This is a genomic window from Ruegeria sp. BF7, from assembly GCF_056538605.1.
This window is the reverse complement of the sequence record NZ_JBQFTM010000011.1, coordinates 83225-103697: the sequence shown is the minus strand read 5'-3', so window position 1 is coordinate 103697 and position 20473 is coordinate 83225. Positions and strand designations below refer to the sequence as shown.

The following is a 20473-nucleotide window of genomic DNA, read 5'->3' as shown; positions in this document are numbered from 1 at the left end:
GAACATTGTCCGGCTCCTCTTCCGGCAAGGTCCCTCATTCCGTGATTGTAAAGGCCTCCTCGAACCAATGCTCTTCGAGGTTGGGCCCGGTTCCTATTCGATCCACCACCGCAAAAAGGCCAGGCGCATAAAGTGGGGTCAGCACCCCGTGCCAAGTATTGCGGAAGTAGTTCACGCCCTGCCCCGGAGCTGTTTTGAATGCGATCGGTTGACCCGGTGCCCCGCCTTCGTCGGGGGCTACAACCACAACGAAGGGTTTGTCTGACATGGGCAGGAACGCTTGGCTGCCATCCGGGTGACGTTCAACCATCTCCAGTTTGATAGGAAAGCTGAAAGCTTCGGATTTAAAAACGCTGATCCCCGGACGTCCATCGTGAAAATCGAGCACGGCACGGTCATGATATCGTGCGCATCTTCCTTGGTTGATGTATTTGTCAACGTCGCCTGACACTTCGATGATATCGCCAAACGACGCAAAAGCCTCCGCAGTCAGAGGTTGAGTTTTCAAGACCGTCGTCATGCCCCGAACTTCTCAATCAGGCGCAATTCGGCGATCCGTTCAACCTGGCGGCAGGCCTCAGCAAATTCGGTGTCGCGGTCGCTGTCGATCCGGCGTTTGAAAGCTTCCAGGATGCTGGCCTTTGTGTTGTCTTTAACCGCAATGATGAAAGGAAAGCCGAACTTGGTTGTGTAGGCCTCGTTCAGCGCTGTGAATGTTGCGCGTTCTTCATCGGTCAGCATATCCAGACCGGCTCCGGCCTGTTCAGCGGTGCTTTCCTTTGTCAGGCGACCAGCCGCGGCAAGCTTACCCGCCAAGTCCGGGTGGGCGGTCAGGACACCGAGGCGTTGGTCCCCAGTTGCAGACCGGAACACCCTCGCCAACGCGTTGTGAACACCGGCGGCATTATCGTGCGTCGGCCCAAGCTCCAGATCATACGCGCCTTCAGCAATCCACGGGCTGTGTTCGAATACACCACCGAACTCAGTAACAAAGGTTGACTGATCCATTTCGGACGGGGTCAGACGTTGCATTGGTGGGTGCTCCATTGTCCAGTGATCAGCGATCTGTTCGCGCGTAGCGAACCAGACACCGTCGTGTTTTTTGAAGTGTTCCAGCACGCGCTTCAGCGCCATCGCGCGACCCGGGCGACCAATCAACCTGCAGTGCAGGCCAATCGACATCATTTTGGGCGCACCGGCCTCACCCTCGGCATACAGCATGTCGAAACTGTCTTTCAGGTAACTCTCGAACTGATCGCCATTGGTGTAGCCCGCCTGAATCGCAAAGCGCATGTCGTTACAGTCCAGCGTGTACGGCACAATCAACTGATCCTTGCCGCCAGCCTTTACCCAATAGGGCAAATCGTCGGCATAGCTGTCCGCGATGTAGGCGAAGTCACCTTCCCCAGCCGCAAGGTCGATGGTGTTCATCGAACAGCGCCCCGTGTACCAGCCACGTGGTGGCTGCCCCGTGACTTCGGTGTGCAGTCGGATGGCTTCACGGATCTGAGCACGCTCTTCTTCGGCGCCCATGTCCTTGTGCTCAATCCATTTCAGGCCATGGCTTGCGATTTCCCATCCGGCGCGTTTCATCGCTGCCACCTGTTGTGGCGCGCGCGCCAGGGCGGTAGCGACGCCGTAAACGGTGACGGGCACGTCCTGCAAAAGGTGGAGCACCCGCCAGAATCCGGCCCGGCTGCCGTATTCGTAGATGGATTCCATGTTCCAATGCCGTTGCCCCGGCCATGGGGCAGCACCCGTGATTTCGGACAAGAACGCCTCAGAGGCGGCATCGCCGTGCAAGATATTGTTTTCGCCACCTTCTTCGTAGTTCAGCACGATCTGAACCGCGATCTTCGCCCCGTTTGGCCAGTTCGCCACTGGCATTTGACAACCATAGCCGGTCATGTCTCTTGGATAACGCGTCACATCACTTTCCTTCTTCTTGAGGTGATGAATAACCCGAATAATCAGAGATGTTTTTCAAAAAGAATGCGAAGGAGCCTTCGGGCAGACTACCTTTGCTTCTCGCGAAGTAATCGGAATATTAAAACCCAAAATTGAGGAGAGGTGCAAATGACCGGTTATCTTACAACGCACGTACTGGATACGGCTCGAGGGTGCCCTGCCGAGGGTTTAAAAATCGAGTTGTTCCGCATTGACGGCGCGGATCGCACATTGCTGAAAACTCTGGTCACAAATGATGATGGCCGCACCGATGAGCAGATTTTGCCAACGGCAGAGTTTTCAACAGGTGAATACGAATTGGTTTTTTATGCCGGAGAATACCTCGATGCCTCGGGCACGCCTCCCGAGACTCCGCGTTTCTTGGATGTGATCCCAATCCGTTTCGGGATGTCAGAACACTCGCATTACCATGTCCCTTTGCTTCTGTCGCCTTTCGGCTTTTCGACATATCGAGGTAGCTGAGCGACCTAAGAGGACGTGTTAGTCGCCGCAATCGTTGACCCTATGCGCTCGATTATGAACTCCATAAAGAGGCGCGTTTTGGGGTCCTGCATTCGGCGGTGCGTAAATAAACATGCCATCTGAATCGGTTCGGGTGGCGTTTCCTTTGCCACCGGAACCAAAGTTCCGGCTTTCAGATGCTGAGCAATCTCAAATATTGGCTTCATCGCAATACCATGGCCAGCAAGCGCCCAGTCCGTCAGGACGTCGCCATCGTCCGACTCATAACGCCCGGAAACGCGAAATCGCTTGGGTCCCAGTTGGGTTTTTAGAAGCCACTGAAACTCGGTGGCGCCTGGAAAGCGCAGACTTAAACACTCATGCGCATCGGCGATAATATCGTCTCCGCTTTCAGGCATCCCACGTTTTTTTATATATTTGGGGGATGCACAAAGCACCCTCTCGACATCGGCAATCTTGCGAATTCGCAAGTTACTGTCTTCCGGTTGGCCTAAGAAAAACGCGAGATCGAGACCTTCGGTCGTCAGGTCGACCTTTCGATCAGTCAGCCGCAATCTAACGTTCACTTCAGGGTACTCTGCAAGGAATTTTGGCACTTGCGGTGCTATCAAACGTCTGCCAACTCCTAAAGGCGCTGCAACATATAGTGAGCCCTTCAGGTTCTCAGTGATATTGGCGATTTGGGCTTCAGCATTCTGGACAGCTTCCAAAATATCTGTCGCTCCGCGATAGAAGGATTTCCCCTGTTCTGTCGGGGCGAGACTGCGCGTGGTGCGCTGAAACAATCGTACGCCAAGGTGTTCTTCCAGTTGGGAAATTCTTGCAGACGTGACCGCTGGCGAGACGCGCAGATCGCGGCCTGCTGCGGACATGCTTCCCAATTCGTAGACACGGACAAAAGTGCGGATGTTATCTAAGTAGGACATTTTTTTGCATTTTTTGATACTGCTTGGTCTTTCGTAGCAATACCAGAGGAAAACTCTATCGCATAGAGTGCCCGGGAACTTAGAATCTTAGGAGCAATGCCATGTACGACTTGGCCGTAATGTGGGAGTGGATCGCCTTTTCTATCCGCTGGCTGCATGTGATCACCGCGATGGCGTGGATTGGTGCGTCATTCTACTTTATCGCACTCGATCTTATGCTGAAGCCGAACCCTGCCCTGCCAGAAGGGGCCTACGGCGAAGAATGGGAGGTGCATGGGGGCGGATTCTATCACACCGTCAAATACCTGGTGGCGCCTGCACGGATGCCTGAACACCTGACCTGGCATAAATGGCAAAGCTACACGACGTGGCTTTCGGGTGCGGCTTTACTGATGATCATCTACTGGGTCGGCGGCGAGCTGTTCCTGCTCGACCCAACCAAAGTGGACCTCTCGCTGTGGCAGGGTATCCTGATCTCTGGCGGATCACTGACCATCGGCTGGCTGCTTTACGATCAGATGTGCAAATCGAAGCTGAGCGATCACCCGACCGTACTGATGCTGCTGCTGTTCGTGATCCTTGTGATCATGTCCTGGGGCTACAACCAGATATTCACCGGTCGTGCCGCGCTTTTGCATCTTGGTGCGTTTACCGCGACGATCATGACCGCCAACGTTTTCTTCCAGATCATGCCAAACCAGCGGATCGTGGTCGAAGACCTCAAGGCTGGTCGAACACCCGACGCCAAATATGGAAAAATCGCCAAGGTGCGTTCCACGCATAACAATTATCTGACCCTGCCGGTCGTGTTCCTGATGCTGTCGAACCACTACCCGCTAGCCTTCGGAACAGAGTACTCGTGGATCATCGCCAGCCTGATCTTTCTGACAGGCGTGACCATCCGGCACTATTTCAACACGATGCACGCAACCGGAAAAGGTCCGCACTGGACCTGGGGGGTCACCGTTATTCTCATGGTTGTTATCGCCTGGCTGTCTTCGGTCAGAACCGGTGAGACATGGGAAGACGCAGAAGCACGGGAGCTGACGCCATACGAGCAAAAATATGCGTCGGCTGCCGGATTCGAGGAAGCGTATGACACGGTCCTTGGCAATTGTTCCATGTGCCACGCGCGTGAGCCGGTTTATGGCACAATGAAGTGGGCCCCCAAGAAGGTGTATCTTGAAACACCCGGTGATGTAGCCCGTCAGGCCGACCAGATATATCTGCAGGCCGGGATCAGCCACGCAATGCCGCCACCATCGGCGGTTCAAATGGATGAAGAATCGCGCCAGACAATCATTGCGTGGGTACGTGAAGTCAGGGATCAATAGACGCGAGACGCTCGTTTAATTGGCGGGATAGGTAAACTGGGCTAGTACGCCCAGTTTTTTGCCCTTTTTCACTAAGCAAAAAAGCGTTTGCTGTGCTGCGCAACATGCTCGACGAACAGACGCACCTTGGGGTCCTGCAGCTTTTTGTGCGGGTAAAGACAGCCGAAAATCGTCGGCACAGGGGGCGTCTCAGGTAGAACTTCGATCAGTCGGCCGTTCTCGAGATACTCGCGCACGTCGAAACGCGGTTTGTTTACGATCCCCGTGCCCGCCAAGGCCCAGTCGGTCAACACGTCACCATCATCAGCGTCGTATTTGCCACGCACTTCAAGTTTCCGCGGTCCCATGTCGGTCCGGAGAGTCCAGAAATATTCGGGAGATCTGGGATAGCGCAGCAACAGACAATTGTGTGGCGTATGCAGCAAGTCATCCGGTGTTTTGGGCACCCCAGATTTCGACAAGTATTCCGGCGATGCGCACAGCACACGATCACAATCGGCGAACTTCCGTAGCTTCATGGTTGAATCACCGGGCTCGCCGACGAAAAACGCGATGTCCAAGCCGTCGGCCAGAATATCCACCTTGCGATCGGACAGACGCATGCGAATCTCTGTTTCCGGGTAGCGATCCGAAAACTCAGGGACCAACGGAGCAACGATTCGCCGCCCAACACCCAGCGGCGCGGTGATACGGATTGCACCTCTGGGGGCGTCGGAAAAGCTGGCGACACGCGCTTCGGCATGATCGAGCGCCAACAGAACAGCCTTGGCCTCATCGTAAAAAACCGATCCGACTTCGGTTGGTGTCATCGACCTAGTTGTTCTGTTGAACAACCGCACGCCCAAATGGTTCTCAAGCTCTTTCAACCGTTTGCTGGCCACCGCCGGGGTTAACCGAAGGTCGCGCCCGCCGGATGTAATGCTGCCCAACTCCATTACTCTGACAAAAACACGCAGGCTTTCGATGTATGACATTCGATCCTCTCCTTGCGGAAAGACTGCGCCACGGCATTTTCTTTTTCAACGCTGTGTTGAAAGTATTTGCCGTTTCCGACGATTTTAAGACTCAATCGTTGCGCCTATGGTCCCCCCGATCACCCACCTGAAAGGCAGGGGCATAGGGAGAATACCATGACGCATCGCACCGACATCCAATTTATCCTGAATGGCAAGGATGTGTCCGTTCCAAACGTATCAGCAGACCAGACGCTTCTGGACTTCCTGCGGTTGGAACGTCGGCTGACAGGCACAAAAGAAGGTTGCGCCGAAGGTGACTGCGGCGCGTGCACCGTGCTTGTCGGTCGGCTTGGCAATGCGGGGCTGGCCTATGTTCCCGTGAACGCCTGCATCCGGTTTCTCGCCTCGGTCGATGGCTGTCATGTCGTAACGGTCGAACACCTGTCCGGCCCTGACGGTCGCCTCCACCCGGTTCAACAGGCGATGATCGATCATCACGGCAGCCAGTGCGGGTTCTGCACGCCGGGTTTCGTCATGGCGCTTTATGCACTTTGGATGCAAACACCCGAACCAACCGAAACACAAGTTGAAACAGCACTGCAGGGCAATCTATGCCGCTGCACCGGATATGAGCCGATCATCCGCGCCGCCGTTGCCGTCAGCCGCTATGGCACTTCAGCGTCGGATTATCTGAATACCGAGCGTGAAACCATGACCGCGCGTTTGGCCGCCCTCAAAGACGGACGGCGCGTTGTGTCCGGGCCCGAAGACAACTTGAGCATTCTCCCATCCAGCATTGATGATCTTGCTGCGTGTCTGCAGACCTACCCCAGCGCCACAATCGTGGCGGGGGCGACAGATGTGGGTCTTTGGGTCACCAAATTCCTGCGCAACATCGGGCCTGCCATCTTCACCGGTCATCTCGAAGACCTGAAAACAGTCGAAAGACAGGGTTCCCTCCTCCTGATCGGTGCTGGCGCCAGCTACACCGATTGCCAGGAACTTCTGTCTGAACACCTGCCACACCTGTCCTCCTACTGGGACCGCATCGCAGGGTGGCAGGTGCGGAATATGGGAACCGTCGGCGGCAACATCGCCAATGGCTCGCCCATCGGGGATACACCGCCGGTTCTGATCGCGCTTGGCGCAGAAATCACGCTGCGGCGCGGTTCCGAGAGCCGGACGCTGCTTCTGGAAGACTTCTTCATCGACTATGGCAAACAGGATCGCCAGCCCGACGAATTCGTCGAAAGCATCCGCGTCCCCTTGCCCGGTGCCAACGATCTGAACGCGGCCTACAAGATTTCCAAGCGCCGCGACGAGGATATCTCTTCCGTCGCCGCCGGCATCCATATGACAGTCGCAGACGGGGTCATCAGCAATACACGCATCGCGTTCGGCGGCATGGCCGCCACGCCCAAACGTGCCGCTGCTGCAGAGACCGCGTTAAACGGTCAACCCTGGACGCGCGAAAGCTTTGAAGCCGCCGCCGTAGCGCTGGCAGAGGATTTCAGCCCTCTCACCGATTGGCGTGCATCGTCCGACTACCGAATGCTGTCGGCCCAGAACCTTCTGCGTCGGTTCTTCCTTGAAATGGACGCCCAAACCGACACTCCCGTTCAACTGGCTTGTGCTTAAAAAGGAGACGAGACAATGAAAGATAACGTTTCCGTCACCGGGGCGGCCCACACCAACGTCAAACATGACAGTGCGATCAAGCATGTCACCGGGCGGGCCGATTATACCGACGATATAGCCCAGCCCGAAGGCACGCTGCACGCGTATCTCGGCGTCTCTGACGTCGCGCACGCCAAGCTATTGGGCGTCGACTTCACCGACGTTCTGGCCGCGCCCGGCGTTGTCGGCGTGTTGACCGCGGATGATGTGCCGGGGGTCAATGATATCAGCCCGACACATCTGAACGACGAACCGGTTTTCCCGACCGATGCCATTCAGTTTCATGGGCAGCCTTTGTTTGCTGTTGTTGCCGAAACCCGCGACATCGCGCGCCGGGCCGCCGAACTGGCAAAGATCGACTACGAAACCCTGCCCCACGCGCTGGACCCGATTGCGGCGCAGGAAGCTGGATATCCCCATGTCACGGCACCGCTCAAGCTGGAGCGCGGAGATGTCGCCCAAGCTCAGGCCGCTGCACCAAACCGAATTAAAGGCCGTATGAACGTTGGCGGACAGGATCACATGTACCTTGAAGGTCACATCGCATTTGCCATTCCAGGTGAAGACGATGATGTGGTCGTGCATTGTTCGACGCAGCACCCGTCCGAGGCGCAGCATATGGTGGCGCATGTCTTAGGCGTGCCGTCCAACGCAGTCGTGGTCAATGTGCGCCGCATGGGTGGTGGATTTGGCGGCAAGGAAAGCCAGATGAACCTGTTCTGCGCGGTCGCAGCCATAGCCGCCAAAAAGTGGAACCGCGCTGTCAAAATCCGCCCCGACCGGGATCAGGACATGACAGCGACCGGCAAACGCCATGACTTCGTGATCGACTATGACGTCGCCTTTGACAACGATGGGCGCATTCAGGCGGTGGAAGGCAGCTTTGCCGCGCGGTGTGGGTTCTCGGCAGACCTGTCGGGCCCAGTGACCGACCGGGCGCTTTTCCACGCGGACAACGCCTATTTCTATCCGAATGTGCGCCTGAACAGCCATCCGATGAAAACCAACACGGTGTCCAACACCGCGTTCCGTGGGTTTGGCGGCCCGCAAGGTGTAATCACCGCTGAGCGGATGATCGAAGAGATTGCCTATGCCACCGGGCAGGATCCACTGGATGTGCGCAAGGTCAATTTCTACGGCACTGAGGAGCGCAACATAACCCCGTATCATCAGGAGGTCGAAGACAGCATTCTCGGCCGGTTGATCGGAGAGCTGGAAGAGACATCGGAATACCGCCAGCGCCGTCAGGCCATCATCGAGTTCAATAAGACATCACCGATCCTGAAAAAGGGCATCGCGCTGACACCGGTTAAGTTCGGTATTTCTTTCACCGCGACTTGGTACAATCAGGCTGGCGCTTTGGTGCATGTCTACAATGGCGGCTCGATCCATCTGAACCATGGCGGCACCGAAATGGGGCAGGGCCTCAACACCAAGGTCGCGCAGGTTGTGGCCGAAGCGTTTCAGGTCGATTTCAGCCGGATCAAGATTACCAAGACAACGACGGAGAAGGTTCCAAATACCTCGGCCACCGCAGCCTCCAGCGGAACAGATTTGAACGGCATGGCGGCGTTGAACGCGGTTGAGCAGATCAAAGCGCGTCTGGTGAAATTCGCCGCTGAAAAATGGGATGTCACACCTGAGGATGTGGCCTTCCACGCCAATCAGGTACATATCGGGCAAGAGGTTCTGCCCTTCGATGCGTTCATCAAGCAAGCCTATCTGGCGCGTGTGCAACTGTCGGCAGCCGGGTTCTACAAAACGCCGAAAATCCACTGGGACCGGACCAAAGGACAAGGCCGCCCGTTCTACTATTACGCCTATGGTGCGTCCTGTTCGGAAGTGACGATTGACACTCTGACCGGCGAGTACCGCGTAGAGCGCACGGACATTTTGCATGATGTTGGGCGCTCGCTGAACCCGGTTCTCGACAAAGGTCAGGTTGAAGGCGCGTTTATTCAGGGCATGGGGTGGCTGACCACCGAAGAGCTCTGGTGGGATGACGCCGGTCGTCTGCGCACGCATGCGCCGTCGACATACAAGATCCCGCTCGCGTCGGACAGACCGCGCACCTTCAACGTCAACCTTGCCGATTGGTCGGAAAACCGCGAGTTGACGATCAAACGTTCCAAGGCTGTTGGCGAACCGCCATTCATGCTGGGGATTTCGGTGTTCGAGGCGCTGTCGATGGCCGTGGCCTCTGTTGCTGACTACCGCAAATGCCCACGTCTGGACGCCCCAGCGACGCCCGAGCGCGTCCTGATGGCTGTAGCGCGTCTACAAGCGGGATCTTGATCGATGGCACGGTCCCCGCGTTCTCTGACCGAATTTCTTGCCGCACAGCGATGCGTGATCCGCGTTTCGCTAACCCGCGTGCGCGGATCCTCTCCACGCGACGAGGGGACAGAGATGTTCGTGGCTCCAAAGGCACTTTGGGGAACCATCGGCGGTGGTCAGTTGGAATTCTTGGCCATCAACGCCGCGCGGGACATGCTGCATGATGGCACGTTGCAACAGGTTATGGATGTACCGCTTGGCCCTGAAATCGGTCAATGCTGCGGTGGACGCGTCGAGATGAACCTGACTCGCATGCGGATGTCAGACAAATGGGCCGCAACAGAACGCGCAACCAAACGCGAAGAGGCTTTGCCCCATGTCTATGTCATGGGCGCGGGCCACGTGGGGCGCGCTCTGGCCAATCAGTTTCAGCACTTGCCGGTACGTTGCATCCTCGTCGACACACGGGCAGACGAAGTCGATCTGTGCACGGCAAATGTCGAAACCCGGGTAAGCGCTATCCCGGAAGCCGATATCTGGGGTGCTCCAACTGGCAGCGCATTTATTGTTCTGACCCATGATCACGGGCTGGATTTCCTCCTGACGTCTGCAGCATTGGAACGTCAGGACGCTGTTTATGTGGGGATGATCGGATCTGCCACCAAGCGCGCAAAACTTAAAAACTGGGCACACAAAAACTGTGATGGACAGTCTATCGAACATTTGAATTGCCCCATTGGGGCAAGCGGTAGCCGCGACAAGCGGCCCAGCGTCATCGCCGCCTTCGTGGTGGCCGAGGTGATGGCTGAATTGACCTCTGAAACTGCCGCGACAGCCCTGACCGGGGCAACCCAAGCGCCCCAAGGGGGCCACCATCACGACCGGAAAGGGAGAACGGCCTGACATCAGTCTGGCAAATCCGGTCACATCAGAGGAGGAGACCGTCATGGACGGGAGGACCTACGAATACAAGCTGTTTACCCGCAGCGATTTCAGCGCTTTCTGGGCGCTGTTTACCGACAACCTGGTGAACCTGCTGATCCTTTCCGGGGTCTGCCAGTTCGTGTTTCAGATGCCCGCGGAAATCGTCTTTGGCCGCATCGTTCCCGGTGCCGCTATCGCGATTTTGGCAGGTGTAGCTGTTTACACATACCTCGCCAAATGGGCGGCAACCACTCAGGGTAAAGATGTAACCGCCCTGCCCTACGGCATCTCGACGCCGGTCATGTTCGTCTACCTGTTCGGCGTGATCGGACCCATCTATTGGGCGACCAATGATCCTATGCTCGCGTGGCAAGTAGGTATTGGTGCAGGCTTCATGGGCGGCATAGTGGCCGCTCTGGGCGCGGTGGTCGGACCGTACCTCAAGCGGATAACCCCACGCGCCGGGATGCTTGGCACGCTTTGCGGTATAGCTTTGGTTTTCATTGGCTCCGTACCGCTGGCCGAAGTATTCGAGAATCCAATCATCGGCTTTACGTCGCTGCTGTTTATCCTCTGGGGCCTGATCGGTCGTTTCCGCCTTCCGGGCAACATCCCCGCCGGTCTTTTAGCGATTGCGGCCGGTACTGTAATTGCCCTTGTCCTTGGTGAATCCAAAATCGACGTGAGCGGTATCGGTTTCTACCCCCCGATCCCCTATTTCGGCGACCTGATCGCCGGCGTGCAGTACCTGTTCGCGAACCCCGAACTGTTCTTGGTGCTGATCCCGGTACAGATCTACAACTTCATCGAAACGATGAACAACGTGGAGTCGGCTGAAGCGGCAGGTGATCATTACCCGGTTGGATTGTGCCAGGTGACAGATGGCGCTGGCACCATGCTGGGTGCGCTGTTTGGATCACCCTTCCCAACCACGGTTTACATCGGTCATCCGGCCTACAAGCGGCTTGATGCGCATGCAGGATACATTGTTGGTGTGGCCGTTGTGATCGCTGCAGCTGCCTTTCTCGGATTCTTGTCCTTCCTTGCGGGCCTGATCCCGATTGCCGCCGCGGCACCGGTGCTGGTCTTTGTCTCGGTAAGCCTGATCACCAATACCGCATGGGCTGTGAAGCCGATGCACATGGCTGCGGTTTCATTTGCGATCCTGCCCCATATCTCGGCCTTCCTGATGGTCAAATGGGGTTCGCTTATGAATGCGCTGCGCAGCACCGGAGTCGAAGGTTTGCCGTCTCTCGGTGACGAAGGCCTGACCGCGGCTCTTCTGATGGAGGGTGCGCATTACGAAGGTCACCTTGCGCTGAGTCAGGGCGCGATCCTCACGGGTCTGATCTGGGGTGCCATTGTGGCAGATGTGATCGATGGCCGTTTCCGGATGGCAGGGGCGTTTGCGGTGGCTGGCGGGTTGATGTCTTCCTTCGGGATCATTCACTCTTACACGCTGCAGATGCCTCAGTTCGACGGGATCACAATCGGTTATCTGATTGTCGGCGCATTCCTCTATATCTACCCGATGCTCGCGCCCAAAGAGGATCTGGAGCATCGTGTGATCGTACCGGATGAGCCGGATCTCATCGACGACGACTCACCTGCACAACAGGCTTGATCCACAGTGGGGCAGTCACAAGGCTGCCCCACCATTTCCCTACCGTAAAAACGAGATCTTTCATGACTCAGAGATTGCTCCGCGGTCGTCTGCTGACCTTTCACCGCGAACCGCAGAACGGCGAAGATTCCGGCGCCTACACCTATCTCGAAGACGGCGCACTGCTGATCCGGGACGGGATCATCCAGGATACCGGACCTTTCGCAGAGGTGAGCGCAAAAGCCGGGAGCACGCCGGTGACAGACCATCGTCCCAATCTGATGATGGCTGGGTTTATCGACACGCATATTCACTTCCCGCAAGTACAGGTGATCGCCTCGTGGGGCGCGCAGCTTTTGGACTGGCTTAACAATTATACCTTCCCGGAAGAAACCCGTTTTGCCTCGGACGAGCACAGCGCGCTCATGGCGCGGGCGTTCTTTGATCAGCTCGTCACCCATGGCACGACAACTGCAGTTGCCTATTGCTCGGTCCATAAGACATCGGCTGACGCGTTCTTCACAGAGGCAACCAGACGAAACATGCGAATGCTCGGTGGCAAGGTTCTGATGGACCGCAACGCGCCCGAAGGTCTGCGGGACACGCCCCAAACCGGATACGACGACACCAAGGCGTTGATCTCGGACTGGCATGGCAAAGGCCGGAACGGCTATGTCATCACACCTCGTTTTGCCATCACGTCCACGCCCGAACAAATGGCGATGGCGCAAGCCTTGGCGCAGGAACACCCGGACTGTCACATCCAGACCCATCTGTCAGAGAACAAGGATGAGATCGCCTATACCAAGCAGCTTTATCCGCAAGCGCGCGATTATCTGGACGTCTACCAGTCTTATGGCCTTCTAGGCCAAAAGACGCTGCTGGGTCACTCTATCCACCTTGAAACACGCGAGATCGACGCCCTTGCGGAAACCGGAGCGCATCCGGTGTTCTGCCCGACCTCGAACCTGTTTCTCGGCAGTGGCCTCTTTGACCACGCCGGTCTGAGCGCACGCGGTATTTCCAGAGGCATCGCGACGGATGTCGGTGCGGGCACCAGTTATTCGATGCTCCAGACCCTCAACGAGGGCTACAAGATCCTGCAATTGCAGGGGGCCGCACTGCATCCGCTACAAGCATTCCATTGGGCGACACGCGGCAATGCCTGTGTTCTTGGACTGGAAGACAAGATCGGAAATCTCGACCCCGGTACTGAAGCAGACGTTGTCGTTCTGAATGCACGCAGCACACCGGCCATGGCTCTGCGTATGGATCGCGTGGGCAGCCTTGCAGAGGAACTGTTCGTTCTGCAGATGATGGGGGATGATCGCGCTATTGAGGAGGTTTATGTTTCAGGAGTGCCGTGTAAATCAACGGCTTCTTCGCGGTCTGACGTAAGCCGGTTTTGTCGGGAGTTTTCCGATAGACCGGAAACACCCGCTCGCTAGACCCAGTTATCCCGAGATTTCGGCAAATTGGCGAGAACCCAGAGGTTCTGAGCGAATCAAATTGCTGCTTTCGGATTCTGGTGACAACTGCGATACCAACCAGGATAGCGGACACAGATACGATAGATTTTGACCCAGACCCCTGATCCGGGCCATTTGGATGGAGAACCCGTTCCTGTTTCATTCTTGTGATTTGGTTGCGGTCAAGGCCTGCTGAGCGGCGCCCTAGCGTTGCTCAAGCAAGGCAGACCGGGCGGCACGCTTGAAGGTGGCGTAAACGAAAAAACTGCTTTTTGCGAAGTGTTATCCAAGGAAGACACAGTTTTTGGTTCTTTCTAAACCGCTAAAGGGCTGTCGCGGAGAAATGGGTTTGATCGACGGTGAAACGCCGCATCTGAACTGGACCACCGTTATGTTTAGGAAACAGGGAACAGAGAATGGCAAACAAACGACACAAGCCAGAGGAGATAGTTCAGAAGCTTGAGCAGGTTTAGCTCTCCGAAAGGAGCGGCGACGCCTTGGAAACTGCCGACCGTGGAGGAGACATAGCAGGACACCTGACCACAGCCACGGCGGTCGTCGCACAGCTTTTTCCCATCTCGCTTCCGTCATCCGTCTCGCCCTGGGTCGCTCGGATTGCTGGAAAACAATGCTATCTTGTTGCCTTCAGGATCGCGAAGGTATCCAACGAAAAAGCTCGGCCCATAGGCCTGTCGAAATCCTGGCTGGCCCTCGTCGGACCCGCCCGCTGCGAGTGCGGCGGCGTGAAGGTCACGGACCTGTTGTTGACTGCGTGCCTCAAATGCAACCATTGTTCCGTTCCCGGCCGAAGCAGACTGACCGTCAAAAGGGGATTTGACATAGAACTCGGGCAAGTTCGGTGATCGCCCGGGTTTAGAAGGCAACGCGTAGCTCAAATCACCGTGATACTTTTCCAAGTGGTAGCCAAGGTCTGGTAGGAATGCGGAGTAAAATCGCTCCGCACGCTTTATATCATCAGCGCCGAATGTGACGTATGCAATCAATGTTTGGGCTCCTTTCCGGTTTACTGGTTACTCTAGCCCGAGACTCATCATGCCTTGCTTGGCGGCCCCCAGGCACCCGCCTAGTGCAGCCAGTACCGATACGCGTGTTCAGCAGCCGTGGCTGCTTCGATCGTCATTCCTCTGCCTACGGTAAGAAACATTGTTTCTTGGTCCATTCCTTTCCAGCTCTTTCTCTTGCCTTTAATTGGGTAGCTTAGCAGTGGGTTCGTTGCCGTTTCGCGGTGACTTGCAGGGGCATCTGACACTTAGAACCGCGGCACTACCTGCGAGTGCGGCGGCCATGCCAAACATGGCACTCCAAGAAATGGCCGCAGCCATCCCGGCCAGAACCGCTCCAAACGCACCGACACCATCCAAAAGGGTAAACGCGAAGCCCAACGTGGTGCTTTCGCGGTGCCCGGAGTGATCGACAGCCGCTGCAAGCATTGCCGCACGGATCGCGTCCAGCGCCGCAACCCCAAGCGCCATCATGGCAATCATGATCCAAAATGGCGGGTCGAATACCAGTGTCGCGATTGCCAAGGCAGCAATCCCGTTTCCGGCTGCGACTACCGGCCTGCGACCGAGCGTGTCGGAAATCGATCCAACCCATGGCTGAGCAAGCGCGCCGGTTATGAGAATGGCCGCGAAAACGATCCCAATGGCTAAGGGGGCAAGGTTGTGAGCCGTCGCCAGGTAGAGTGGGATCATGCTCAGCAACGCGATCAGAGACATGTTGTACAGGGAAATCGTTGCGACGATGCGCAACCCGTTTCGACCGCACCACGCGCGCACCAGATCCATCAGCTTACTTCGATCAACAAGCGGTTTTTCGAAGGCAGGGACCGCCCGCAACACCCGTAAGAAACAAAGCCCCATCAAAACCGCGGGAAGCACCGAGACCACCAGCACCCCACGCCAGTCAAGGACCGAAAGAAGCAGTCCGACCGACAGCGGGGCTAGAACCTCGGCGAACGAGCCACCCACGGCATGAACACCCAAGGCATGGGCACGAGTGTTCTTGTTGGCGCACGCAAGTACTCCCGTCGCAATCGGATGCCAAGCCGCGTTTCCCATCCCCGCAATTGCCAAAAGACACGCCAGGCTCCAAAACCCCGGAGCTGAAGCAGCCAGCGCATAGCCGAGAGCAACCCAGAAAAACGTGCCGACGAGAAGGCGGCCTGGGTTCGAGACACGATCCGCCAAGAGCCCAGCCGGAACATATGCGAGCGCACCTCCAACAGTAAACAGCGTGACTAGCAGCCCAACCTCGGCAGGCGAGAGGTTCATTGCAAGACCCGCCGCAGGCACGATCAGCCACAGGGCGGCAATCGGCCAGTCATTGGCGAAGTGGCCCAAAGCGAACCAGGCCATTAAACTTCGGTCGGTCATGGTGGTATCACCGTCAGATGCAACAATACGGACCCAATGCCCGTTTGACTGGAAAAACCTACTCAGCGCCGATATGTCTGTCTGTCGAAAGAAAGGCAATTATCATCGAGGATTCGTCATTGAAGGGCACGCAACCAAACCAGGCAGATCGCCCTCGATATCTTGGAGAGACGATCAAGCCGGAGCTGGGAGAAAGCTACGATTGGCATACGCACGATTTTGGTCAACTCATCTCAGCGGCCTCAGGCTCGATGTATGTAGGAACTCCCGACCGCGTCCTGCTTCTCAGCCCGGCGATGGCGATCTGGATTCCACCAGATACCCAGCACTGGATGCGATACGGGGCCAACAATGTCATGCTCTACGTAGACGTAAACCGTGCCGAGGCTGAAAGACTTGGCAGTGACTGCCGGGTCATGAAGATGACGCCACTGCTTGGGGCATTATTTGATGCAACAATGCCAGCACGTAGGAATGCGCGCAGGAAGAAGCATAACATGGCGCTGCACACATTGCTTCGACATGAGCTGATCTCGGCAAAGGATGTGCCGCTGATCCTGATCCTGCCTAAGGACGCCCGCCTCCGCGGGGCCGCTCAAGCTGCGCTGGATGATCCCGGCAACGCGCGTTCTGTGGAGGCTTGGCTTTCAGATGTGCCAGCGAGCCGAAAAACGATTGAACGGCATTTCGTTGCAGAAACGGGCCTGCCGCCGTCCAGGTGGTTACGGCATGTGCGGGTCATGCACGCCGTCTCGCTCCTTGCTTCTGGCCAGAGCGTGACATCGGTCGCGTTTGATATGGGGTACGAATCTACCAGCGCATTCAGCTACATGTTCCGACAAACCCTCGGTGTCAGCCCGAGTGAGTTTCTGAAGAACTGATCGGTTGCCCCAAGATGACAGTGAGATCGAGCAGCGGCATGCTGACTTTGAACGCATTCAATCGCTCAGAGGTGTATTCTCGAAGACGGGCCTTCATGCATCTTGCAGCCCTTTAATCTCTCGCTTGGCAGGTCAAGCTGTCGCGAGGAAATCACTGGCGGGTTTGCTTTAACGCCTTGGTTCACACTATTGCTTGTGTATCATGCAAAAAGCTGTGCTGCCGCGCAGAGTTATTCAACTCTTGGCGGCACTTTTGCGGAGTGTTGCCAATGCCCGCCATAGATGACCTTTCTTGGCCTGAAGCGTATATCGAGTTTCTGCCGCTAATAACTGACAAGTGGTCAGTAAAAGATGAAGTCTACTTTCACCGTCAGCTAAGTGCCGGCAAGTCCGGTGCCCTTGTCTATATTGTCGACATTACTTGCGACGATTTCAGCGGTCAGGCCATTCTCAAATTTGACGCCCTTCCCGATCCGGATTGGAAGGAAAAGACCGAAAACCAAAGACATCTGGAGGCGTTTGAGGCGGTTCCCGCATTTGGATCAAAGCATCTGGCACGCATAGTTCACTCTTTGGAACACGACGGCAAGATCGCGATCCTTTCAACAGTTGTGGCGCAAGGGCTGGAATACTCTCTTCCTTGGAACGACTGCGGCTACGAGTTGGCCTTGAATGTTCTTCAGCGGCTGTCGAGAAGCCTTCTTGATGATTGGAACGTCGATTATGAAATGGCGCCCGGATTGCACTCGCCCAGGGAACTGCTTTCCGGATGGCTTGGCTACAGACTAAATCCTGAGTCAGGTCGGCTCCACCATTTCCTTTCGGATGTTTGCGGTCATGACCCCAGCGAACGTTGCCTAATGTTTGAAGGGCATTGGTACCCGAACCCGCTGGCCTTTGCCTACGACGAGAACCTGCCAAGCCGATTGAGCATAAGAGCGGCAAAAGGACGGGTGCATGGGGATCTCCATGGGTACAATGTATTGGTTCGATCGCACCAAAGCCGTGATCCCGATTACTATCTAATTGATCTGGCGCTGTACGAAGACAAGCAGTTCTTGTTTTACGACCACGCGTATTTTGAGTTGGCATACCTTCTGGCGCGGCGCGGAAACTGCATACCTGCGCAATGGGATGCCATCCTTGATGATCTTGGCCTCTTTCATTCAAAACACCACACATTGGGGCTTTGGCAGGATGATGTAGGGATCGTCGAGTTTGTCAGAACTCTGCGGCGTGGGGCGATGAGTTGGGTTGAACGTCACGAAAGTCATCGGCTCAGCTTTATGGAAAGCCAATACTTGCTGGCCCGGGTCGCAGTGGGCCTAAATTTCGCAAATAAGCAACTCAACGTCGGCGCTCGCAGCCACGCATTCTTGTATGCAGCTCACAATCTCAAAGACTACATGACGCTCAACAATGTTGACTGGCCCAGACATGGGCCGGTGTTCCAAATACCGACAACACATGAACCTTTGCCCGACTCTCAACCTGAAACCGTAACACTTGCACCAAAAACAGAGCCACCAGCCGAAAAAGACCGTCTGTTTGATAGGATAGTGACCCAGCTTCCAACGCCACAAAAGCCAGTAATCGCAGTGCTGCCTTTTGACTGTCTCAGCGGACAAAACGACAACAATGGGTTTGTGGCTGGCATCAACCATGAACTTGTGACTGAACTTGCAAAAGTGGATTGGCTGTCGGTGGTCTCACCTACTTCCACCAAGCTCCTCAAGGATGCTTCTTTAGCCGGCGAGGAGATCGCACAACGTCTCGGCGCCCACTATTTGGTAGAGGGCAGTGTGCGTTATGACGATCAGCGTGTTCGCGTAACCGCCCATCTTGTAGACACATCAAATGGGCATGATCTTTGGGCTGATCGCCTGGACCACAAAACAGAAGATGTTTTTTCCTTGCAGGAGGAAATCGCGTCAGCCGTAGTCGGACACATAGACTGGGAATTGCGGTTCGATGTGCGCGAACAAGCCCGACTAAAACGAGGTGAGGTCAACGTTTGGGACAGAGTTCAAAAAGCACTGTGGCATCTATATAAATTCACCGATGATGACACACAAAAGGCCAAAGATATTCTAACCAGAACCATTGAGATTACGCCAGACTATGCACTTGCGCACGCAGTGATGGCAAACGCTGAGCTTAGGAAACTGTTCTTTGTCCAGGTTAAGGATCGGGAAGAGGCCAAACGACGCGCACTCTACCACGCAGAGCGCGCCGTGGCCCTGGATGAGCAAAGCAGTTTCGCGCACGCCAGTCTCGCCCGTGCCTACACCCAGTTCAACAAGCACGATGCCGCGATTGCAGAGGCACAACTTGCAGTCAGTCTCAACCCAAGTGCGGCAAACGCTCATTTGGTTCTTGGATATGCGCATCTCGCAAATGGGCAGGCCAAGCTTGCGCTACCGCATTTTGACACCGCAACTCGGTTTGGGCCATCAGGTCCATATTTCAAGGTGAAATTGTTGGCCAAAGCCTTTTGCCTTTATGTTCTCGACAAGCATGAACAGGCCGAAACCTGCGCAAGAACAGCATTGGAGGGAAAATCGGTTGATCCATTCGGTCGCTTTGTGTTGGCGGTCATTCTGATACGGCAGAAAGCCACAAACGAGGCGATACAAGTAATCCGTCAGAGCAAAGAAAAACGGCCCGACATGACATGTTCGCGCGTCCGTCTGGCATTCGAAAACCTGCAACAACTCGATCTTGACAGATTTGTCGGAGATCTTCGGAAAGCTGGTTTGCCGGATTGAACTTCGTCTCATACGGATTGGTCAGTGCGGTAAAGGGGCTCTATTCTATTTGTTTGCGAACCCACAATGGCGCATTGAGGCCAGCGGGGCGTCTACACCTTCATACCCATCTCCACTGATCTGCTCCATTCCGCGAGGGATACCATAGTACTTTGGGGCTTAGCTTGAATTCACCACTAAACATGAAGTGTTCGGCCCCACCCAAGTGGTCCAGCTTGAATGTCAGTGCATGACTGGCCTTTGGTCCGTTGGGGCGACGGTTTCCGGCGCAGGTGGGCGATAGCGCAGAGCATTATGCGGTCGTTTCCCTCACATCGAAACGCAGAAAATGACGGCGATAGCTGCGAGATATCGTCCTTTGCTTCAGGGTAGGACGCCAGGAATTCGTGGCTGCAGATGGGAAACACCTCGAGTTTGATCAGAGGAATGAACGGCCGGTCCGGCAATCCGTCAGTGTCCCAGACCATGGCCGCATCCGATCGGCTCAAATCAATATCGTCCAATTGGTCAGTGGTCACCACTCGGACTTTTGACTCATCAAGATGCTCACGAAGGCTCGAAAAGCGCGGCATCAACCGTTGGTCGGCGATACCGAATGAGCGAGCCAGCGGCACTTCCTGCCGATCAGGCGGCCCCGAAATCTTGGTCCAAACCTGATCCAGATGACCGACACCCAGAGCCACTACATCGGACAGCCGCACAGCAGCGGGTGAAGAAACGATCTGGTTGTTGTTGCGTTCAAACAGCGCCTGTCCCAGCCAGTTTTTCAGCGTTGAGATACGCCTGGAAACAGCGGGTTGGCTCAGCCCCGTTTCCTAGGCGACGCTGGACA

Annotated in this window: 16 protein-coding genes; 9 read left to right on the top strand and 7 right to left on the bottom strand. The window is 55.9% G+C overall.

Translation table 11 applies throughout. The features are described from left to right. Nucleotides 1-34: 34 nt before the first annotated feature. On the bottom strand, nucleotides 35-520 hold the full coding sequence (locus ACR0IK_RS18430; RefSeq protein ID WP_480642659.1) for an ureidoglycolate lyase: 486 nt from the start codon (nucleotides 518-520) through the stop codon (nucleotides 35-37). Next, nucleotides 517-1929 carry an allantoinase PuuE gene (gene puuE / locus ACR0IK_RS18425; RefSeq protein ID WP_480595627.1) on the bottom strand — a complete coding sequence of 471 codons (1413 nt, stop codon included), beginning with the start codon at nucleotides 1927-1929 and terminating at the stop codon, nucleotides 517-519. The genes ACR0IK_RS18430 and puuE overlap by 4 nt, the downstream gene beginning before the upstream one ends. A gap of 147 nt (nucleotides 1930-2076) precedes the next feature. Between puuE and uraH the strand changes: the two genes are divergently transcribed. Next, entirely contained in the window at nucleotides 2077-2430 is a 354-nt protein-coding gene (uraH, locus tag ACR0IK_RS18420) for a hydroxyisourate hydrolase (protein WP_480595623.1), read from the top strand. Nucleotides 2431-2435: 5 nt separating this feature from the next. Here the strand turns inward: uraH and ACR0IK_RS18415 are convergent, their stop codons facing one another. After that, nucleotides 2436-3356, bottom strand: a complete 921-nt coding sequence (locus ACR0IK_RS18415) for a LysR family transcriptional regulator (protein ID WP_480595621.1) — start codon at nucleotides 3354-3356, stop codon at nucleotides 2436-2438. Nucleotides 3357-3457: 101 nt separating this feature from the next. Between ACR0IK_RS18415 and ACR0IK_RS18410 the strand changes: the two genes are divergently transcribed. Continuing rightward, a complete protein-coding gene (locus tag ACR0IK_RS18410; protein WP_480642658.1) occupies nucleotides 3458-4690 on the top strand; it encodes a urate hydroxylase PuuD in 1233 nt (410 codons plus the stop codon). Nucleotides 4691-4761: 71 nt separating this feature from the next. Here the strand turns inward: ACR0IK_RS18410 and ACR0IK_RS18405 are convergent, their stop codons facing one another. Beyond that, nucleotides 4762-5664 (bottom strand): LysR family transcriptional regulator, encoded by a 903-nt coding sequence (locus ACR0IK_RS18405; RefSeq protein ID WP_480595616.1) that lies wholly within the window; start codon nucleotides 5662-5664, stop codon nucleotides 4762-4764. Nucleotides 5665-5820: 156 nt separating this feature from the next. Between ACR0IK_RS18405 and xdhA the strand changes: the two genes are divergently transcribed. The 5 genes from xdhA (at nucleotide 5821) to guaD (ending at nucleotide 13575) form a co-directional block, all read left to right on the top strand. Further along, nucleotides 5821-7284 (top strand): xanthine dehydrogenase small subunit, encoded by a 1464-nt coding sequence (gene xdhA / locus ACR0IK_RS18400; RefSeq protein ID WP_480642657.1) that lies wholly within the window; start codon nucleotides 5821-5823, stop codon nucleotides 7282-7284. Nucleotides 7285-7299: 15 nt separating this feature from the next. Further along, on the top strand, nucleotides 7300-9618 hold the full coding sequence (gene xdhB / locus ACR0IK_RS18395) for a xanthine dehydrogenase molybdopterin binding subunit (RefSeq protein ID WP_480642656.1): 2319 nt from the start codon (nucleotides 7300-7302) through the stop codon (nucleotides 9616-9618). Between the two features lie 3 nt (nucleotides 9619-9621). After that, nucleotides 9622-10503 carry a xanthine dehydrogenase accessory protein XdhC gene (xdhC, locus tag ACR0IK_RS18390; RefSeq protein ID WP_480642655.1) on the top strand — a complete coding sequence of 294 codons (882 nt, stop codon included), beginning with the start codon at nucleotides 9622-9624 and terminating at the stop codon, nucleotides 10501-10503. Between the two features lie 43 nt (nucleotides 10504-10546). Next, entirely contained in the window at nucleotides 10547-12148 is a 1602-nt protein-coding gene (locus ACR0IK_RS18385; protein WP_480642654.1) for a xanthine/uracil/vitamin C permease, read from the top strand. A gap of 62 nt (nucleotides 12149-12210) precedes the next feature. Next, nucleotides 12211-13575, top strand: a complete 1365-nt coding sequence (gene guaD, locus ACR0IK_RS18380) for a guanine deaminase (protein WP_480642653.1) — start codon at nucleotides 12211-12213, stop codon at nucleotides 13573-13575. 608 nt (nucleotides 13576-14183) lie between these two features. On the opposite strand, the gene ACR0IK_RS18375 is transcribed toward guaD, so the two are convergent. Together ACR0IK_RS18375 and ACR0IK_RS18370 are read right to left on the bottom strand one after the other, a co-directional pair. Continuing rightward, entirely contained in the window at nucleotides 14184-14600 is a 417-nt protein-coding gene (locus ACR0IK_RS18375) for a VOC family protein (RefSeq protein WP_480595601.1), read from the bottom strand. 201 nt (nucleotides 14601-14801) lie between these two features. Then, complete coding sequence (locus ACR0IK_RS18370; protein WP_480642652.1) at nucleotides 14802-15992, bottom strand: MFS transporter; 1191 nt, start codon at nucleotides 15990-15992, stop codon at nucleotides 14802-14804. 119 nt (nucleotides 15993-16111) lie between these two features. On the opposite strand from ACR0IK_RS18370, the gene ACR0IK_RS18365 reads away from it, so the two are divergent. Further along, nucleotides 16112-16873 carry an AraC family transcriptional regulator gene (locus ACR0IK_RS18365; protein ID WP_480642651.1) on the top strand — a complete coding sequence of 254 codons (762 nt, stop codon included), beginning with the start codon at nucleotides 16112-16114 and terminating at the stop codon, nucleotides 16871-16873. Nucleotides 16874-17142: 269 nt separating this feature from the next. Continuing rightward, complete coding sequence (locus ACR0IK_RS18360) at nucleotides 17143-19641, top strand: tetratricopeptide repeat protein (protein ID WP_480642649.1); 2499 nt, start codon at nucleotides 17143-17145, stop codon at nucleotides 19639-19641. 176 nt (nucleotides 19642-19817) lie between these two features. Here the strand turns inward: ACR0IK_RS18360 and ACR0IK_RS18355 are convergent, their stop codons facing one another. Beyond that, nucleotides 19818-20447: a LysR family transcriptional regulator gene (locus ACR0IK_RS18355; protein ID WP_480642693.1), complete on the bottom strand. Its 630-nt coding sequence runs from the start codon at nucleotides 20445-20447 to the stop codon at nucleotides 19818-19820. Nucleotides 20448-20473 lie beyond the last annotated feature (26 nt).